The organism is Streptomyces sp. NPDC093586, from assembly GCF_044764905.1.
Lineage (GTDB): Bacteria > Actinomycetota > Actinomycetes > Streptomycetales > Streptomycetaceae > Streptomyces.
Genome location: NZ_JBIWJA010000005.1, coordinates 190,627 through 204,068 on the forward strand (window position 1 = coordinate 190,627; position 13,442 = coordinate 204,068).

General features: G+C 70.4%; 14 protein-coding genes. 6 read left to right on the forward strand and 8 right to left on the reverse strand.

Going from position 1 to position 13,442, the window contains the following annotated elements:
• Nucleotides 1–72: 72 nt before the first annotated feature.
• The 4 genes from ACIRFH_RS08350 to ACIRFH_RS08365 all read right to left on the reverse strand — a co-directional run bounded on the left by ACIRFH_RS08350 (nt 73) and on the right by ACIRFH_RS08365 (nt 2,516).
• Nucleotides 73–648: a TerD family protein gene (locus tag ACIRFH_RS08350; RefSeq protein WP_077795968.1), complete on the reverse strand. Its 576-nt coding sequence runs from the start codon at nt 646–648 to the stop codon at nt 73–75.
• Between the two features lie 129 nt (nt 649–777).
• Nucleotides 778–1,353 carry a calcium homeostasis/redox stress adaptation protein gene (locus tag ACIRFH_RS08355; RefSeq protein WP_403518110.1) on the reverse strand — a complete coding sequence of 192 codons (576 nt, stop codon included), beginning with the start codon at nt 1,351–1,353 and terminating at the stop codon, nt 778–780.
• Nucleotides 1,354–1,494: 141 nt separating this feature from the next.
• Nucleotides 1,495–1,953 (reverse strand): peroxiredoxin, encoded by a 459-nt coding sequence (locus ACIRFH_RS08360; protein WP_403518112.1) that lies wholly within the window; start codon nt 1,951–1,953, stop codon nt 1,495–1,497.
• Nucleotides 1,954–2,078: 125 nt separating this feature from the next.
• Nucleotides 2,079–2,516, reverse strand: coding sequence for a DUF3052 domain-containing protein (locus ACIRFH_RS08365; protein WP_403518113.1), 438 nt, complete (start codon nt 2,514–2,516; stop codon nt 2,079–2,081).
• A 377-nt stretch (nt 2,517–2,893) separates the two neighbouring features.
• On the opposite strand from ACIRFH_RS08365, the gene aceE reads away from it, so the two are divergent.
• Nucleotides 2,894–5,641, forward strand: a complete 2,748-nt coding sequence (aceE, locus tag ACIRFH_RS08370; protein WP_403518115.1) for a pyruvate dehydrogenase (acetyl-transferring), homodimeric type — start codon at nt 2,894–2,896, stop codon at nt 5,639–5,641.
• Nucleotides 5,642–5,761: 120 nt separating this feature from the next.
• Here aceE and ACIRFH_RS08375 read toward each other — a convergent pair whose 3' ends face one another.
• Both ACIRFH_RS08375 and ACIRFH_RS08380 read right to left on the reverse strand, forming a co-directional pair.
• Nucleotides 5,762–6,070, reverse strand: coding sequence for a small hydrophobic protein (locus ACIRFH_RS08375; RefSeq protein WP_403518117.1), 309 nt, complete (start codon nt 6,068–6,070; stop codon nt 5,762–5,764).
• A gap of 245 nt (nt 6,071–6,315) precedes the next feature.
• Nucleotides 6,316–7,932 (reverse strand): MFS transporter, encoded by a 1,617-nt coding sequence (locus ACIRFH_RS08380; protein ID WP_403518119.1) that lies wholly within the window; start codon nt 7,930–7,932, stop codon nt 6,316–6,318.
• Nucleotides 7,933–8,076: 144 nt separating this feature from the next.
• Between ACIRFH_RS08380 and ACIRFH_RS08385 the strand changes: the two genes are divergently transcribed.
• The 3 genes from ACIRFH_RS08385 (at nt 8,077) to ACIRFH_RS08395 (ending at nt 10,968) form a co-directional block, all read left to right on the forward strand.
• Entirely contained in the window at nt 8,077–8,757 is a 681-nt protein-coding gene (locus ACIRFH_RS08385; protein WP_403518121.1) for a TetR family transcriptional regulator, read from the forward strand.
• A 72-nt stretch (nt 8,758–8,829) separates the two neighbouring features.
• Nucleotides 8,830–10,047, forward strand: coding sequence for an alpha/beta hydrolase (locus tag ACIRFH_RS08390; RefSeq protein WP_403518123.1), 1,218 nt, complete (start codon nt 8,830–8,832; stop codon nt 10,045–10,047).
• A gap of 66 nt (nt 10,048–10,113) precedes the next feature.
• The gene (locus ACIRFH_RS08395) at nt 10,114–10,968 is read left to right on the forward strand and encodes a DUF4429 domain-containing protein (RefSeq protein WP_403518125.1); all 855 of its coding nucleotides are present in this window, start codon (nt 10,114–10,116) and stop codon (nt 10,966–10,968) included.
• Between the two features lie 38 nt (nt 10,969–11,006).
• Here ACIRFH_RS08395 and ACIRFH_RS08400 read toward each other — a convergent pair whose 3' ends face one another.
• Entirely contained in the window at nt 11,007–11,534 is a 528-nt protein-coding gene (locus ACIRFH_RS08400; protein ID WP_403518127.1) for a MerR family transcriptional regulator, read from the reverse strand.
• 96 nt (nt 11,535–11,630) lie between these two features.
• Here ACIRFH_RS08400 and ACIRFH_RS08405 point away from each other — a divergent pair, with 96 nt between their 5' ends.
• Together ACIRFH_RS08405 and ACIRFH_RS08410 are read left to right on the forward strand one after the other, a co-directional pair.
• Complete coding sequence (locus ACIRFH_RS08405) at nt 11,631–12,101, forward strand: GNAT family N-acetyltransferase (protein ID WP_403518129.1); 471 nt, start codon at nt 11,631–11,633, stop codon at nt 12,099–12,101.
• Between the two features lie 18 nt (nt 12,102–12,119).
• Nucleotides 12,120–12,941, forward strand: coding sequence for a serine hydrolase domain-containing protein (locus ACIRFH_RS08410; RefSeq protein WP_403518131.1), 822 nt, complete (start codon nt 12,120–12,122; stop codon nt 12,939–12,941).
• On the opposite strand, the gene ACIRFH_RS08415 is transcribed toward ACIRFH_RS08410, so the two are convergent.
• Nucleotides 12,907–13,353, reverse strand: coding sequence for an ATP-binding protein (locus ACIRFH_RS08415; protein ID WP_403518133.1), 447 nt, complete (start codon nt 13,351–13,353; stop codon nt 12,907–12,909). The genes ACIRFH_RS08410 and ACIRFH_RS08415 overlap by 35 nt on opposite strands.
• Nucleotides 13,354–13,442 lie beyond the last annotated feature (89 nt).

The window sequence follows — 13,442 nt, forward strand, 5'->3', positions numbered from 1 at the left end:
TACCCAATCGTGTGTTGGGGGTCCCTCCCAGACGAAGTCTGGGGGAGGGGCTCCCCCGCGCCGTACTCGGCTTTACGAAACGTTGACTCCGAAGTCTAGAGCGATGCCGCGGAGCCCCGATGCATACCCCTGCCCCACTGCACGGAACTTCCACTCGCCCTGGTAGCGGTAGAGCTCGCCGAAGATCATCGCGGTTTCCGTGGAGGCGTCCTCGCTGAGGTCGTAGCGGGCGAGTTCCTGGCCGTCGGCCTGGTTGACCACCCGGATGAAGGCGTTGCTGACCTGGCCGAAGGTCTGGCCGCGCTCGTCCGCCATGTGGATCGAGACCGGGAAGACGATCTTGTCGCAGTGGGCGGGCACCTTGGAGAGGTCGACGAGCAGCGACTCGTCGTCGCCCTCGCCCTCGCCGGTCAGATTGTCGCCGGTGTGCTCGATGGAGCCGTCCGGGCTCTTGAGCTGGTTGTAGAAGACGAACCACTCGTCACCGAGCACCCGGCCCCCACTGCACACCAGGGCGCTCGCGTCGAGGTCGAAGGGTGCTCCGGTGGTGGAACGCGCGTCCCAGCCCAGACCGACCAGCACCTGCGTGAGGTTCGGTGCGGCCTTGGACAGGGAGACGTTGCCCCCCTTGGCAAGAGTGACGCCCATGGTGATGGTCCCTCCCCGGGTGATGGTTCTTGGGTTACTTGCGCGTCCGGCGCCGCACGTAAACCGTGCGGCGCCGGACGATCGCGGCCGTCGCCCCGGACCGAGCGGTGACTCGGACCTGGCGGTGGCTCAGACGTTCACTCCGAAGTCCTGGGCGATGCCGCGCAGGCCGGAGGCGTAGCCCTGGCCGATGGCCCGGAACTTCCACTCCGCTCCGTGCCGGTACAGCTCGCCGAAGACCATCGCGGTCTCCGTGGAGGCGTCCTCGCTCAGGTCGTAGCGGGCGATCTCGGCGCCGCCGGCCTGGTTGACGACGCGGATGAACGCGTTGCGCACCTGGCCGAAGGACTGCTGGCGGTTCTCGGCGTCGTAGATCGAGACCGGGAAGACGATCTTCTCGACGTCCGCCGGGACGGTCGCGAGGTCGACCTTGATCTGCTCGTCGTCACCCTCGCCCTCACCGGTGAGGTTGTCACCGGTGTGCTCGACGGAGCCGTCGGGGCTCTTGAGGTTGTTGAAGAACACGAAGTGCGCGTCGCTGGCGACCTTGCCGGAGCTGTTCAGCAGCAGCGCGCTGGCGTCGAGGTCGAAGTCGGTGCCGGTCGTGGTACGGACGTCCCAGCCCAGACCGACGATGACCGCGGTCAGTCCCGGGGCCTCCTTGGTCAGCGATACGTTGCCGCCCTTGCTGAGGCTGACTCCCACGAGTCCTCCCTTGGTGTCCAGGGGCCGGGAAGCCCCGTAGTGCGTTGGATGACGTGCTGTGGCTGTCGGATCAACGATCCGATCCTAGTGACGGGTTCCCGCCCGCCGCGGACCCCGAGCCGGCGAATCGCGGGGTGCCGGTCAGAGGGCGTCGAGCGCCTTCACGTACGCGGACAGGTCGCGGGCGTCCGGCAGGCCGTTGACGACGGTCCAGCGGACGACACCCTCCCGGTCGATGATGAAGGTGCCGCGGACGGCGCAGCCCTTGTCCTCGTCGAAGACGCCGTAGGCGCGCGAGACGTTGCCGTGCGGCCAGAAGTCGGACAGCAGGGGGTACTCCAGACCCTCCTGCTCGGCGAAGACGCGCAGCGTGTGGATGGAGTCGTTGGAGACGGCGAGCACCTGGGTGCCGCGGTCGGAGAACTGCGGCAGGTTGTCCCGCACCTCGCACAGCTCGCCCGTGCACACGCCGGTGAAGGCGAACGGGTAGAAGAGCAGCACGACGTTCTTCCGGCCGTGGAAGTCGGACAGCCGCACGGTCGCACCGTGGTTGTCCTTGAGTTCGAAGTCGGGGGCCTTGTCGCCGACCTGGATCGCCATGGTCCTGTTCGTCCCTTCGAGGGTGGTTCTCGCTGGAAACACCCTACGCAGGGATCGGCACGGACCCGCGGACGGGCCGACGGCGGTCGGCCCGTCCGGGGTCGGGTGGTGCGGAGCCGGGCCGGCTACCGCTTCGACTTGGCCGCCTTGGGGGTCGCCAGCCTGCTGCCGCTCCAGTCCTTGCCGACGCTGACGCTCTTGGACGCCGTCAGCCCGGCCGTCGTGGCGGCCTCCGAAATGTCACTGGCCTCGACGTACCCCGGACGGCCGGTCTTCGGCGTGAGGAGCAGGATCGCCCCGCCCTCCTCGATGTACGTGGTGGCATCCACCAGCGCATCCGTCAGGTCGCCGTCGTCGTCACGGAACCACAGCACGACGGCATCGGCCACGTCCTCGTAGTCCTCGTCCACCAGCTCGCCCTCGACGGCGCTCTCAATGGCCTCGCGGAGCTCCTGGTCGACGTCGTCGTCGTAGCCGATCTCCTGGACCACCTGCCCGGGCTGGAAACCCAGCCTGGCGGCAGGGTTCGTCCGCTCCTCCGCGTGGTCCGCGGTCGCGCTCACGGGTTGCCTCCTGATCATGTCTTGAGTGAATGTCTCAGCCACGCGCGTGCGCGAAGCATTGGCCGTAGTCCACACGGGCGGGACGGATCGCGCAAGTACCCGGCGACTGGGACCGCCGAAACGGTGACGATCCCGGCCGTGTCGCCGCAACTTCAGCCGCGCCCTCCGAACCAAAGGTGACGTACACCACACCCTTGTGCCCCGTTTGCGTATTTGGGAATCATGTGTGGGTACGAGACTCGAATGGACGTGCCCCCGACTCTCATGGGAGAACCGGTTACCCCACGGTACAGATGACGTTTGCCTCCGCGAGGTACACGATGGGGAAACGGCGCAGACACCCGGCACAAACGGCCCTCCGACAGCGAAGGAACAGCGTGGCTTCCGCATCCGATCGCAATCCGATCATCATTGGCGGCCTGCCGAGTCAGGTTCCTGACTTCGACCCCGAGGAGACCCAGGAGTGGCTCGACTCCCTGGACGCCGCCGTCGACGAGCGCGGCCGGGAGCGGGCCCGCTACCTGATGCTGCGGCTGATCGAGCGGGCCCGCGAGAAGCGCGTGGCCGTGCCCGAGATGCGCAGCACGGACTACGTCAACACGATCGCCACCAAGGACGAGCCGTTCTTCCCCGGCAACGAGGAGATCGAGCGCAAGATCCTCAACGCCACCCGCTGGAACGCCGCCGTGATGGTCTCGCGCGCGCAGCGGCCCGGCATCGGCGTCGGCGGCCACATCGCCACCTTCGCCTCCTCCGCCTCGCTGTACGACGTGGGCTTCAACCACTTCTTCCGCGGCAAGGACGAGGGCGACGGCGGCGACCAGGTCTTCTTCCAGGGACACGCCTCGCCGGGCATCTACGCCCGCGCCTATCTGCTGGACCGGCTGACCGAGCAGCACCTGGACGGCTTCCGTCAGGAGAAGTCCAAGGCGCCGTACATGCTGTCGTCGTACCCGCACCCGCGCTCGATGCCGGACTTCTGGGAGTTCCCGACCGTGTCGATGGGCCTCGGCCCGATCGGCGCCATCTACCAGGCGCGGATGAACCGCTACATGCACGCGCGCGGCATCGCCGACACCTCGAAGTCGCACGTGTGGGCGTTCCTCGGCGACGGCGAGATGGACGAGCCGGAGTCGCTGGGCCAGTTGTCCATCGCCGCCCGCGAGGGCCTGGACAACCTGACGTTCGTGGTCAACTGCAACCTGCAGCGCCTGGACGGTCCGGTGCGCGGCAACGGCAAGATCATCCAGGAGCTGGAGTCGATCTTCCGGGGCGCCGGCTGGAACGTGATCAAGCTGGTGTGGGACCGCACCTGGGACCCGCTGCTGGCCCAGGACCGCGACGGCGTGCTGGTCAACAAGATGAACACCACGCCGGACGGCCAGTTCCAGACCTACGCCACCGAGTCCGGCGCCTACATCCGCGAGCACTTCTTCGGCGACGACCACCGGCTGCGCGCGATGGTCGAGAACATGACCGACGACCAGATCCTGCACCTGGGCCGCGGCGGTCACGACCACCGGAAGATCTACGCGGCCTACAAGGCGGCCGTCGAGCACAAGGGCCAGCCGACGGTCGTCCTGGCCAAGACGATCAAGGGCTGGACGCTGGGGCCGAACTTCGAGGGCCGCAACGCCACGCACCAGATGAAGAAGCTGACGGTCGACGACCTCAAGCGCTTCCGCGACCGGCTGCACCTGCCGATCTCCGACAAGGAGCTGGAGTCCGGCCCGCCGCCGTACTACCACCCGGGCCGGGACACGGAGGAGATCCAGTACATGCACGACCGCCGCAGGAACTGCGGCGGCTATGTGCCGACCCGTGTGGTGCGCTCCAAGCCCCTGCCGATGCCGAGCGAGCAGACGTACGCGACCGTGAAGAAAGGGTCGGGTCAGCAGTCCATCGCGACGACGATGGCCTTCGTGCGGTTGCTCAAGGACCTCATGCGGGACAAGGAGCTCGGCAAGCGCTTCGTGCTGATCGCGCCGGACGAGTACCGGACCTTCGGCATGGACTCCTTCTTCCCGAGTGCGAAGATCTACAACCCGCTGGGCCAGCAGTACGAGTCCGTGGACCGGGATCTGCTGCTCGCCTACAAGGAGGCGCCGAACGGGCAGATGCTGCACGACGGCATCTCGGAGGCCGGCTGCACGGCCTCGCTGATCGCGGCGGGCTCGGCCTACGCCACGCACGGCGAGCCGCTCATCCCGGTCTACGTCTTCTACTCGATGTTCGGTTTCCAGCGCACCGGCGACCAGTTCTGGCAGATGGGCGACCAGCTGGCGCGCGGTTTCGTACTGGGCGCGACCGCGGGCCGTACGACGCTGACCGGTGAGGGCCTTCAGCACGCCGACGGCCACTCGCAGCTGCTGGCCTCCACGAACCCGGCGTGCGTGGCGTACGACCCGGCCTTCGGTTTCGAGATCGCGCACATCGTCAAGGACGGCCTGCGCCGGATGTACGGCGCGGACGAGCAGCATCCGCACGGTGAGGACGTCTTCTACTACCTCACCGTCTACAACGAGCCGATCCGGCACCCGGCCGAGCCCGAGAACGTGGACGTCGAGGGCATCCTCAAGGGCATCCACCGCTTCAGCGAGGGAACGGGCGGTGCGATCCCGGCGCAGATCATGGCGTCCGGTGTCGCGGTGCCGTGGGCCGTCGAGGCACAGCGGATCCTCGCCGACGAGTGGAACGTGCGGGCCGACGTGTGGTCGGCGACCTCCTGGAACGAGCTGCGCCGCGAGGCGGTGGCGTGCGAGGAACACAACCTGCTGCACCCCGAGGAGGAGCAGCAGGTGCCGTACGTGACGCGGAAGCTGGCCGGCGCTCAGGGGCCGTTCGTGGCGGTGTCCGACTGGATGCGGTCGGTGCCGGACCAGATCGCGCGGTGGGTGCCGGGGACGTACCAGTCGCTGGGCGCCGACGGCTGGGGCTTCGCGGACACGCGCGGTGCGGCACGGCGCTTCTTCCACATCGACGCCGAGTCGATCGTGGTGGCCGTGCTGACCGAGCTGGCCCGGGAGGGCAAGGTCGACCGGTCGGTGCTGAAGCAGGCGGTCGACCGGTACCGGCTGCTGGACGTGACGGCTGCCGACCCCGGGGTCGCGGGCGGCGACGCGTAGCGCGGGAGCGACAGCGGTACGGCAGGGGCCCCGGGTGTTCACCCGGGGCCCCTGCCGTACCGCTGTCGCGCTTCCCGCCGTGGTGCCGCCGACTGCCGCGCCGGGTCGGAGCAGGCCGGGTCAGAGCAGGCCGTTGCCGACACTCGCCGCTCCGGCGAGCCAGAGGAGCGCCTGGAGGGTGTCGACGGCGCCCAGGACCACGGCGACCACGGCCGGCACCGGGCGGGAACCCGCCCAGCTGCGGCCCATGGCGAGCCAGCCGCAGACGACCGCGACGGGGCCGAGGACGATCCCCAGGGTGAAGAATCCCGCGACCGCGCAGATGACTCCGATGATGCCGAGCGTCGCACGGTCCGGCCCGGTCCGTGACCACGTCCGGCCATGTGAGCGGGGGTGTCCGCGCGTTCCCTGTCCGAAGCTCGCCATCATCAACTCCCTGAACCACTCGTAGAGTTGGGTTCTTCTCGGGTTCGATGTGCGAGTACCCCCGTACGGCCCTTCATGCCTGCCGCGAACAGGCTGCCTGCGCGCTGCCCCCCTCCAGCAGCGCGCAGGCAGCCCCTCGTCCCCCGTGCCCTGCGGAGGACTTGACCCACTGTGACCTGGGCGGTCCGGCGGACGGGACGGTTCGCCGGACCTGTCACCCTGATAGGCGAACGGGGGCCGAGGCCCCGTCAGATGTGGCCCACGCCCGCACCGGCCTCGGCGTTGGCACCGCGCTTGGTGAGGAACGCGACCAGCACCGCCACGACGGCGACCCCCGCGGCGACGAGCGACGCCAGGCTCATGCCGGAGATGAAGGTGTCGTGCGCGACGTCCGCGATCTTCGCGGCGATCGGTGCCTGGGTGCCTCCGGGCACCGGGGCGACCCCCTGCTGCACGGCCTGCGCGGCCAGCTCCTGCTGCTCGGGGCCGAGCTTCGGCAGACCCGCCTCGGCCCAGTTCCCGGGCAGGTCGCTGTCGACCTTGGACGCCATGACGGCACCCAGCACCGCCGTGCCGAGGCTGCCGCCGATCTGCATCGCGGCCTGCTGGAGGCCGCCGGCCACGCCGGACAGCTCCATCGGCGCGTTGCCGACGATGACCTCGGTCGCACCGACCATGACCGGCGCGAGGCCGAGGCCGAGCAGGGCGAACCAGACGGACATCGCCAGGCTGCCGGTGTCCGTGTCCAGCGTGGACATGCCGTACATGGCGACCGCGGTGAACGCCATGCCGCCCGCGAGCGGGATGCGCGGGCCGACCTTGGTGATCACCGCGCCCGCCAGCGGAGAGCCGACGATCATCATGCCGGTGAGCGGCAGCAGGTGCAGACCGGCGTCGATCGGACTCATGCCGTGCACGTTCTGGAGGTAGAACGTGACGAAGAAGAGGCCGCCCATGAAGGCGATGGCCATCAGGACCATCAGGACGACACCCGCCGACAACGGCACCGACCGGAACATCGCCAGCGGGATCAGCGGCTCCTTGACCCTGGTCTCCCAGACGGCGAACAGGCCGAAGCCCACGACCGACACCACCACGAACAGCCACGTCCGGCCGGAACCCCAGCCCCAGTCCGGGGCCTTGATGAGCGCCCAGACGAGGCAGAACATCGAGGCCGACAGCAGGACGATGCCGGGGATGTCGAAGGAACGCGGGGCGTTCTCGGCCCGGTGGTCCAGCAGGATCAGCACGCCGAGCACCAGGGCGAGGACGCCGACCGGCACGTTGATGAAGAACACCGACTGCCAGTTGACGTGCTCGACCAGCACACCGCCCAGGATCGGGCCGCCCGCCGTGGAGGCGCCGATGACCATGCCCCAGATGCCGATGGCCATGTTGAGCTTCTCGGCCGGGAAGGTGGCCCGCAGCAGACCGAGCGCGGCCGGCATGAGCAGCGCGCCGAACAGGCCCTGGAAGACACGGAAGGTGATGACCATCGCGATGCTGTCGGACAGCCCGATGGCACCCGAGGAGGCGGCGAAACCGGCCACGCCGATGAGGAAGGTCTGCCGGTGCCCGAAACGGTCGCCGAGCTTGCCCGCGGTGATCAGGGAGACCGCGAGGGCGAGGAAGTAGGCGTTGGTGATCCACTGGAGCTGGGGCCAGCTGGCGCCCAGGTCCTTGCCGATGGCCGGGTTGGCGATGGCCACGATGGTGCCGTCGAGGGCCACCATCATGACGCCTACCGCGACGGTGACGAGGGTGACCCACGGGTGGCCGCGCAGCCCCGAGGCAGGCGTCGCGTCCGACGGCGTGGACGGTCCGCCCCCCGGCCCGGTCTTGTCGATGGTGGTCTGACTAGTCATACCTTCGAGGCTAATGACAGCCACTGACAGTTGACAAACAAATTCAGCAGTCAGTAACTGACATGTCGTGTCCGTATAGCCTGAACATAGCCTGATCTGCGGAAACGGGAGCCACAGGAGGCACGGGAGACGAGGAGACGGCTTTTGAGGACGGCGGACACGCCGACGGCGGCGGAAGACGCCCCGGCGGCTCCCCGGCCGGGCCTGCGCGAACGCAAGAAGCGGCGCACCCGGGACACGCTGCTGCGCTCCGCCCTGGAGCTGTTCACCGAGCACGGCTACGAGGAGACGACCGTCGACGACATCGTCGAGGCCGCCGACGTCTCGCAGCGCACCTTCTTCCGTTACTTCGCGAGCAAGGAGGAGGCGGCGTTCTTCGTGTCGCGGCTCGCCGAGTCGCACTTCGTCGACGCCCTGCGCCGCCGCCCGCCGGGCGAGGCACCGCTGGACGCGCTGCGCGGCGCCCTGGTGGAGAGCTGGGACACCATCGGCGACGCCGTCGAGCAGCTGGTGCCGCTCGACCTGCACATGCGCTTCTACCGGGTGATCGAGTCGACGCCCGCGCTGCTCGCCGCCCACCTGCGGCGCTCGACCGAGCTGGAGGAGGAGATCGCCCGTGTCGTCGCCGCCCGCGAAGGCCTCGACCTGGACGCGGATCCGCGGCCGCGCGTGGTCGTGGCCGTCTTCGGTGCGGTGATCCGGGTGACGGAGCGGATCTGGTCGGAACGGGACGACGCGGGCATCGCGGCACTGCGTGATCTGACGGCCTCGTATCTCGACCAGGTGGAGCCGGCGCTCACCGGGAGCTGGCGGAGAACCCCATAGCACAAGGCCGAAACGTGATCCGTGTCACTCGGTTCACGCGAGTCCCCGCCGTTCTCCTAGTGTGTCCTCCCAGTGACTTCCTTCGACACCTCCCCGCAATTGAACGTCTCGCGCGCTCTGCTCGCCCTGGCCGTGGTGTTCGTGATGCTGGCGACCACCGGCTGGACCGCCCTGCGCGACCAGCGGGGGCCCACGGCGCTCGAAGCGTCGGTCACGGCCTGGGAACACGGCCGGGTGGACGGACACCGGCTGCCCGACGCACAGGCGGCTCCCGCCCGGCTGTCCCGCTTCTTCGCCTCGCTCACCGCCGCTCAGCGCGAGAGCCTGGCCCGCCGCTATCCCCTGGCCGTCGGCAACATGAACGGCGCGCCCGTCGAGCTGCGCTACCAGGCCAACCGCGCGGCGCTCCGCACGGCACGCGCGGTCGAGCGGCAGCGCATACACGACCAGCGCCTCTCCCCCTCCGGGCAGCGGGAGGCGGGCCGGCGCATGCACCGCTACGAGTCGCTGCTCGCCCCCGACCGCCGCGTCCTCGCCTTCGACCCGGCGGGCTCGGGCCGGGTCGCCGAGGTGTTCGGGGACCTGGACCACGCCGACCGCGTGTCCGTCGTCGTCCCCGGCGTGGACACCGAACTGCTCACCTTCCAGCGCACCGACCGCAAGTACTCGGCGCCCGCCGGCATGGCCGAGTCGCTGTACGCGGCCGAACGCGCGGCGAGCCCCGCCACGCGTACCGCGGTGATCGCCTGGGCCGACTACACGTCCCCCAGCGGCCTCGGCGTGGAGGCGGCCACGGCGACGCGCGCCGCGCAGGGCGCCGTACGGCTGAACACGCTGGTGCGGGCGCTGCCCGGCCGCGCGCCCGTCTCGCTGTTCTGCCACAGCTACGGCTCGGTCGTGTGCGGCGTCGCCGCCGACGACCTGCCCGGCCGGGTCAGCGACATCGCCGTGGCCGGCAGCCCCGGCATGCGGGTCGACAAGGCCTCCCAGCTGCACACCTCCGCCCGTGTGTGGTCGATGCGGGACGCCGACGACTGGATCCAGGACGTGCCGAACCTGGAGTTCGGCGGGCTGGGACACGGCGCCGACCCGGTGTCCGCGGGGTTCGGGGCGCGGGTGCTGTCGGCGCGGGGCGCCCAGGGGCACGCCGGGTACTTCGTACCGGGCACGGAGAGCCTCGAGAACTTCGCCGGGATCGGCGTCGGCGCGTACCGCACGCTGGCCTGCGCCCACGAGAACGACACATGCCGGGCGGATTTGTCCGCAGAGGCGACGGCCGGACGCGCGTAGAGGAGCAGAAACTCCGGTTTGCACGGGGAGGGGACGAAGAAGCGCGTGCCGCATACGATGAGCCGCATGGGTGACGTACTGGCCGGATTTCATGCCGCCTGGGAGTTCGAGTCCGACTCCGTGCTCATCCGTTACGAACGGGGGATTCGAACACCCAAGTTGTTCCAGGCTCTGGGGGAACGCCGCGTCCCGCTGGAGGCGCTCGCCGGGGTGACGCTGGCGCCCGGGAAACGCGGCACCGTCGTGCTGCGCGCCGAGCCGCGACCCGGCGCCGATCCGCTGCTGGAGGCGGCGGCCGGTCAGCTCAAGGAGGGCTGCGACCCGTACCGGCTGGTCCTGCCCGCCGAGCGGGAGACCCTCGCGGAGCACTACGCCGACGAGCTGCGCGGGCTGCTGGGCGAGTCCGGCAAGTCCGAGCGGTTCCTGGTGGCGGCGCCGAAGGCACCGCTGCAGTTCAAGGCGTACGACGGGAAGGCGTCCTTCGACGGTACGGCGGTGACGTTCCGCTGGTCCTGGACGGGCGCGTCGTCGGCGAAGTGGAAGGCCGGCGACCAGGTCTTCCCGGCCGCCGGCCTCGGCGGGGTGGAGTGGCGCTCCCCCGAGGCGTTCGAGGGGTACCTGCGGCTGCTGCCGCGGAACGCCACGGCACTCGCTCCGCAGCCCGACCAGGACCCCGCGTCGGTCGTGTTCGGGCTCGGGTACGGACCGGTGCACGAGTCGCTGCCGTTCGCCGCGGCGGTGCTGGCGGCGGTGCGGGAGCAGGGCGCCGGGACACCGGTGCCGGTGCCGGTGCCGGCGCCCCGGCGGGACCCCGCGGACATCGCCGAGCGGATCCGGCACCTCGGGGAACTGCACCAGGCGGGGCTGGTGACGGACGAGGAGTTCTCGTCGAAGAAGGCGGAGCTGCTCGCGGAGCTCTAGCCGCCGGGGCCCCTGCTCGCGCCCGGCCGGCGTGGACGTCAGGCCCGGTGCCGGTCGCCCGCCGTCTCGCCCGCCGTCTCGCCCGCGACGGACTCCCCTTCGCGGGCGCGTTCCGCGTCCCCGTAGAAGCTGATCTTGTGATCGAGCACGGCGAGGGTGTCCTGGAGCTCCGCGATCCGCGCCAGGACGTCGCGGCGGGTCGACTCCAGGAGCTCGCGCCGGTCGGAGTACGTGCTCTCGCCCTCGCGGACCAGCTCCGCGTACCGGACCATGTCGGCGACGGGCATGCCGGTCATGCGCAGCTTGCCGACGAAGTCGAGCCAGTCGAGGTCGCGGTTGTTGTAGCGGCGCTGCCCGGTGTGCGAGCGGTCGATGGTGGACATCAGACCGATCCGCTCGTACCAGCGCAGGGTGTGGGCCGTCAGCCCGGTGAAGGCGGCGACCTCGCTGATGGTGTAGCGGTCCTGGCCGTCGGGGCGCGGGTGGCGCCGGGGCCGGGCGGAGCAGGTGTCCGTTCTGGTGGTGTTCGGCCGGACCGTCCCGGCCGTGGTCTGCATCACCGTCATGACCCCCACGCTATGGCCCTGGAGTGCACTCCAGGCAAGCACGGCCGACGGGAAACGGGCAGACAGCCGGCGGGGCCGGTCGTTAGCGTGCACGGCATGAGTCTCGTACGCCGCGCACGGCCCGGGGACGCGGAGGAAGTGCTGCGTCTGCGCCAGGTGATGATCGATTCGTTGGCCCTGTCCGATCCCTCCACCGAGTGGCACGCCGAGTCCCTGCCCGTACTGCGCGGCAAACTGGCCGAGCCGGACGGCGCCTTCGCGGCGTTCGTCGTGGATCATCCGGAGCGGCCGGGGGCGCTCGCGGCCCTGGTCGCCGGCACGCTCGACTACCGCATCGGCGGCGCGCGCAATCCGCTCGGCACCGACGGCTACGTGTTCAGCGTCGCCACCGACCCGGACACGCGCCGCCGCGGGTACGCGCGCGCCTGCATGGAGGCCCTGCTGGAGTGGTTCCGCGAGCACGGCGCCCGGCGGGTCCGCCTCACCGCGTCCTCCGAGGCCGAGCCGCTGTACATCTCGCTCGGCTTCCGGCCCCGGCCGGACCCCTTGCTGGAGCTGACGCTCTGAGCGCTTAGGCTCGACGGCATGTCGCTGAAGAGCCTCGCCCTGATCGAGAACTGGCCGGTCCCCACCGCGGCGGCGGGTGTCGTACGCGCCGACGGCACGGTCCCGGGAACCCACGGCCCGGTCACGCACCGCTTCCCCCTCGCCTCGGTCACCAAGCCGCTCGCGGCGTACGCGGCGCTCGTCGCGTACGAGGAGGGCGCGATCGAGCTGGACGAGCCCGCCGGTCCGCCCGGTTCGACGGTCCGCCACCTGCTCGCGCACACCTCGGGGCTGGCCTTCGACGAGCACCGGACGACCGCCCCGCCCGGGGAGCGCCGGCTGTACTCCAACGCCGGTTTCGAGCAGCTCGGCGACCACATCGCGAAGGCGACGGACATCCCGTTCCCCGAGTACGCCCGGCAGGCGGTGCTGGAGCCGCTGGGCATGGCGGACACCACGCTGGAGGGCTCCCCGGCCAAGGACGGGGTGTCCACGGTCGAGGACCTGCTGCGGTTCGCCGCCGAGGTGCAGGCACCGCGGCTGCTGGATCCGCGCACGGTCGCCGAGGCGATGACGGTGCAGTACCCGGGCACCAAGGGCGTGCTGCCGGGCTACGGCCACCAGAACCCCAACGACTGGGGCCTCGGCTTCGAGATCCGCGACGGGAAGTCCCCGCACTGGACGGGCACTTCGTCCTCGCCGCGCGCCTTCGGGCACTTCGGCCAGTCGGGCACGTTCCTGTGGATCGACCCCGACGCCGGTCTGGCCTGCGTGGCGCTGACCGACCGCGCCTTCGGCCCGTGGGCGGTCGAGGCGTGGCCGCCCTTCACGGACGCGGTGCTGGCGGAGCTGCGCGGCTGAGGCACTCGAACCACACCGTCTTGCCCCGCCCGTCGGGGCGGACGGTGACGCCCCACCGGTCGGTGACCGCGTCCACGATCACCAGCCCGCGCCCTCCCTCGCTCTCACCGATCCCGTCCTCGGCCGCCCGGACGGGCAGTTCCGGACAGTGGTCGGCGACCTCCACCCGCACTCCACCGGGCCGGAGCAGCAGGCAGACGCGACAGCGGCGATCGGGAACGTGCCGTACGACATTGGCGACCAGCTCTGTGAGCGCCAGCTCGGCCGCCTCGGTCACATCGCTCAGGCCCGAGCGTACGAGGTAGAGGCGCAGGATGCGGCGCAGATGCCGGGCCGAGTGCTCGCTCACGGCGAAGTCGGCGCGGTAGTCGCTCTTCACGTCCGCCGTCTGCGGACCAGTTGTGTGATTCACGCCACCACACTGCAACGCGCTGCGTACGCTCGACTACCCAGTGAAGTGAACGCCGCGAGGCGTTGCCGCCCGCCGTCCCGGAGTGAGGT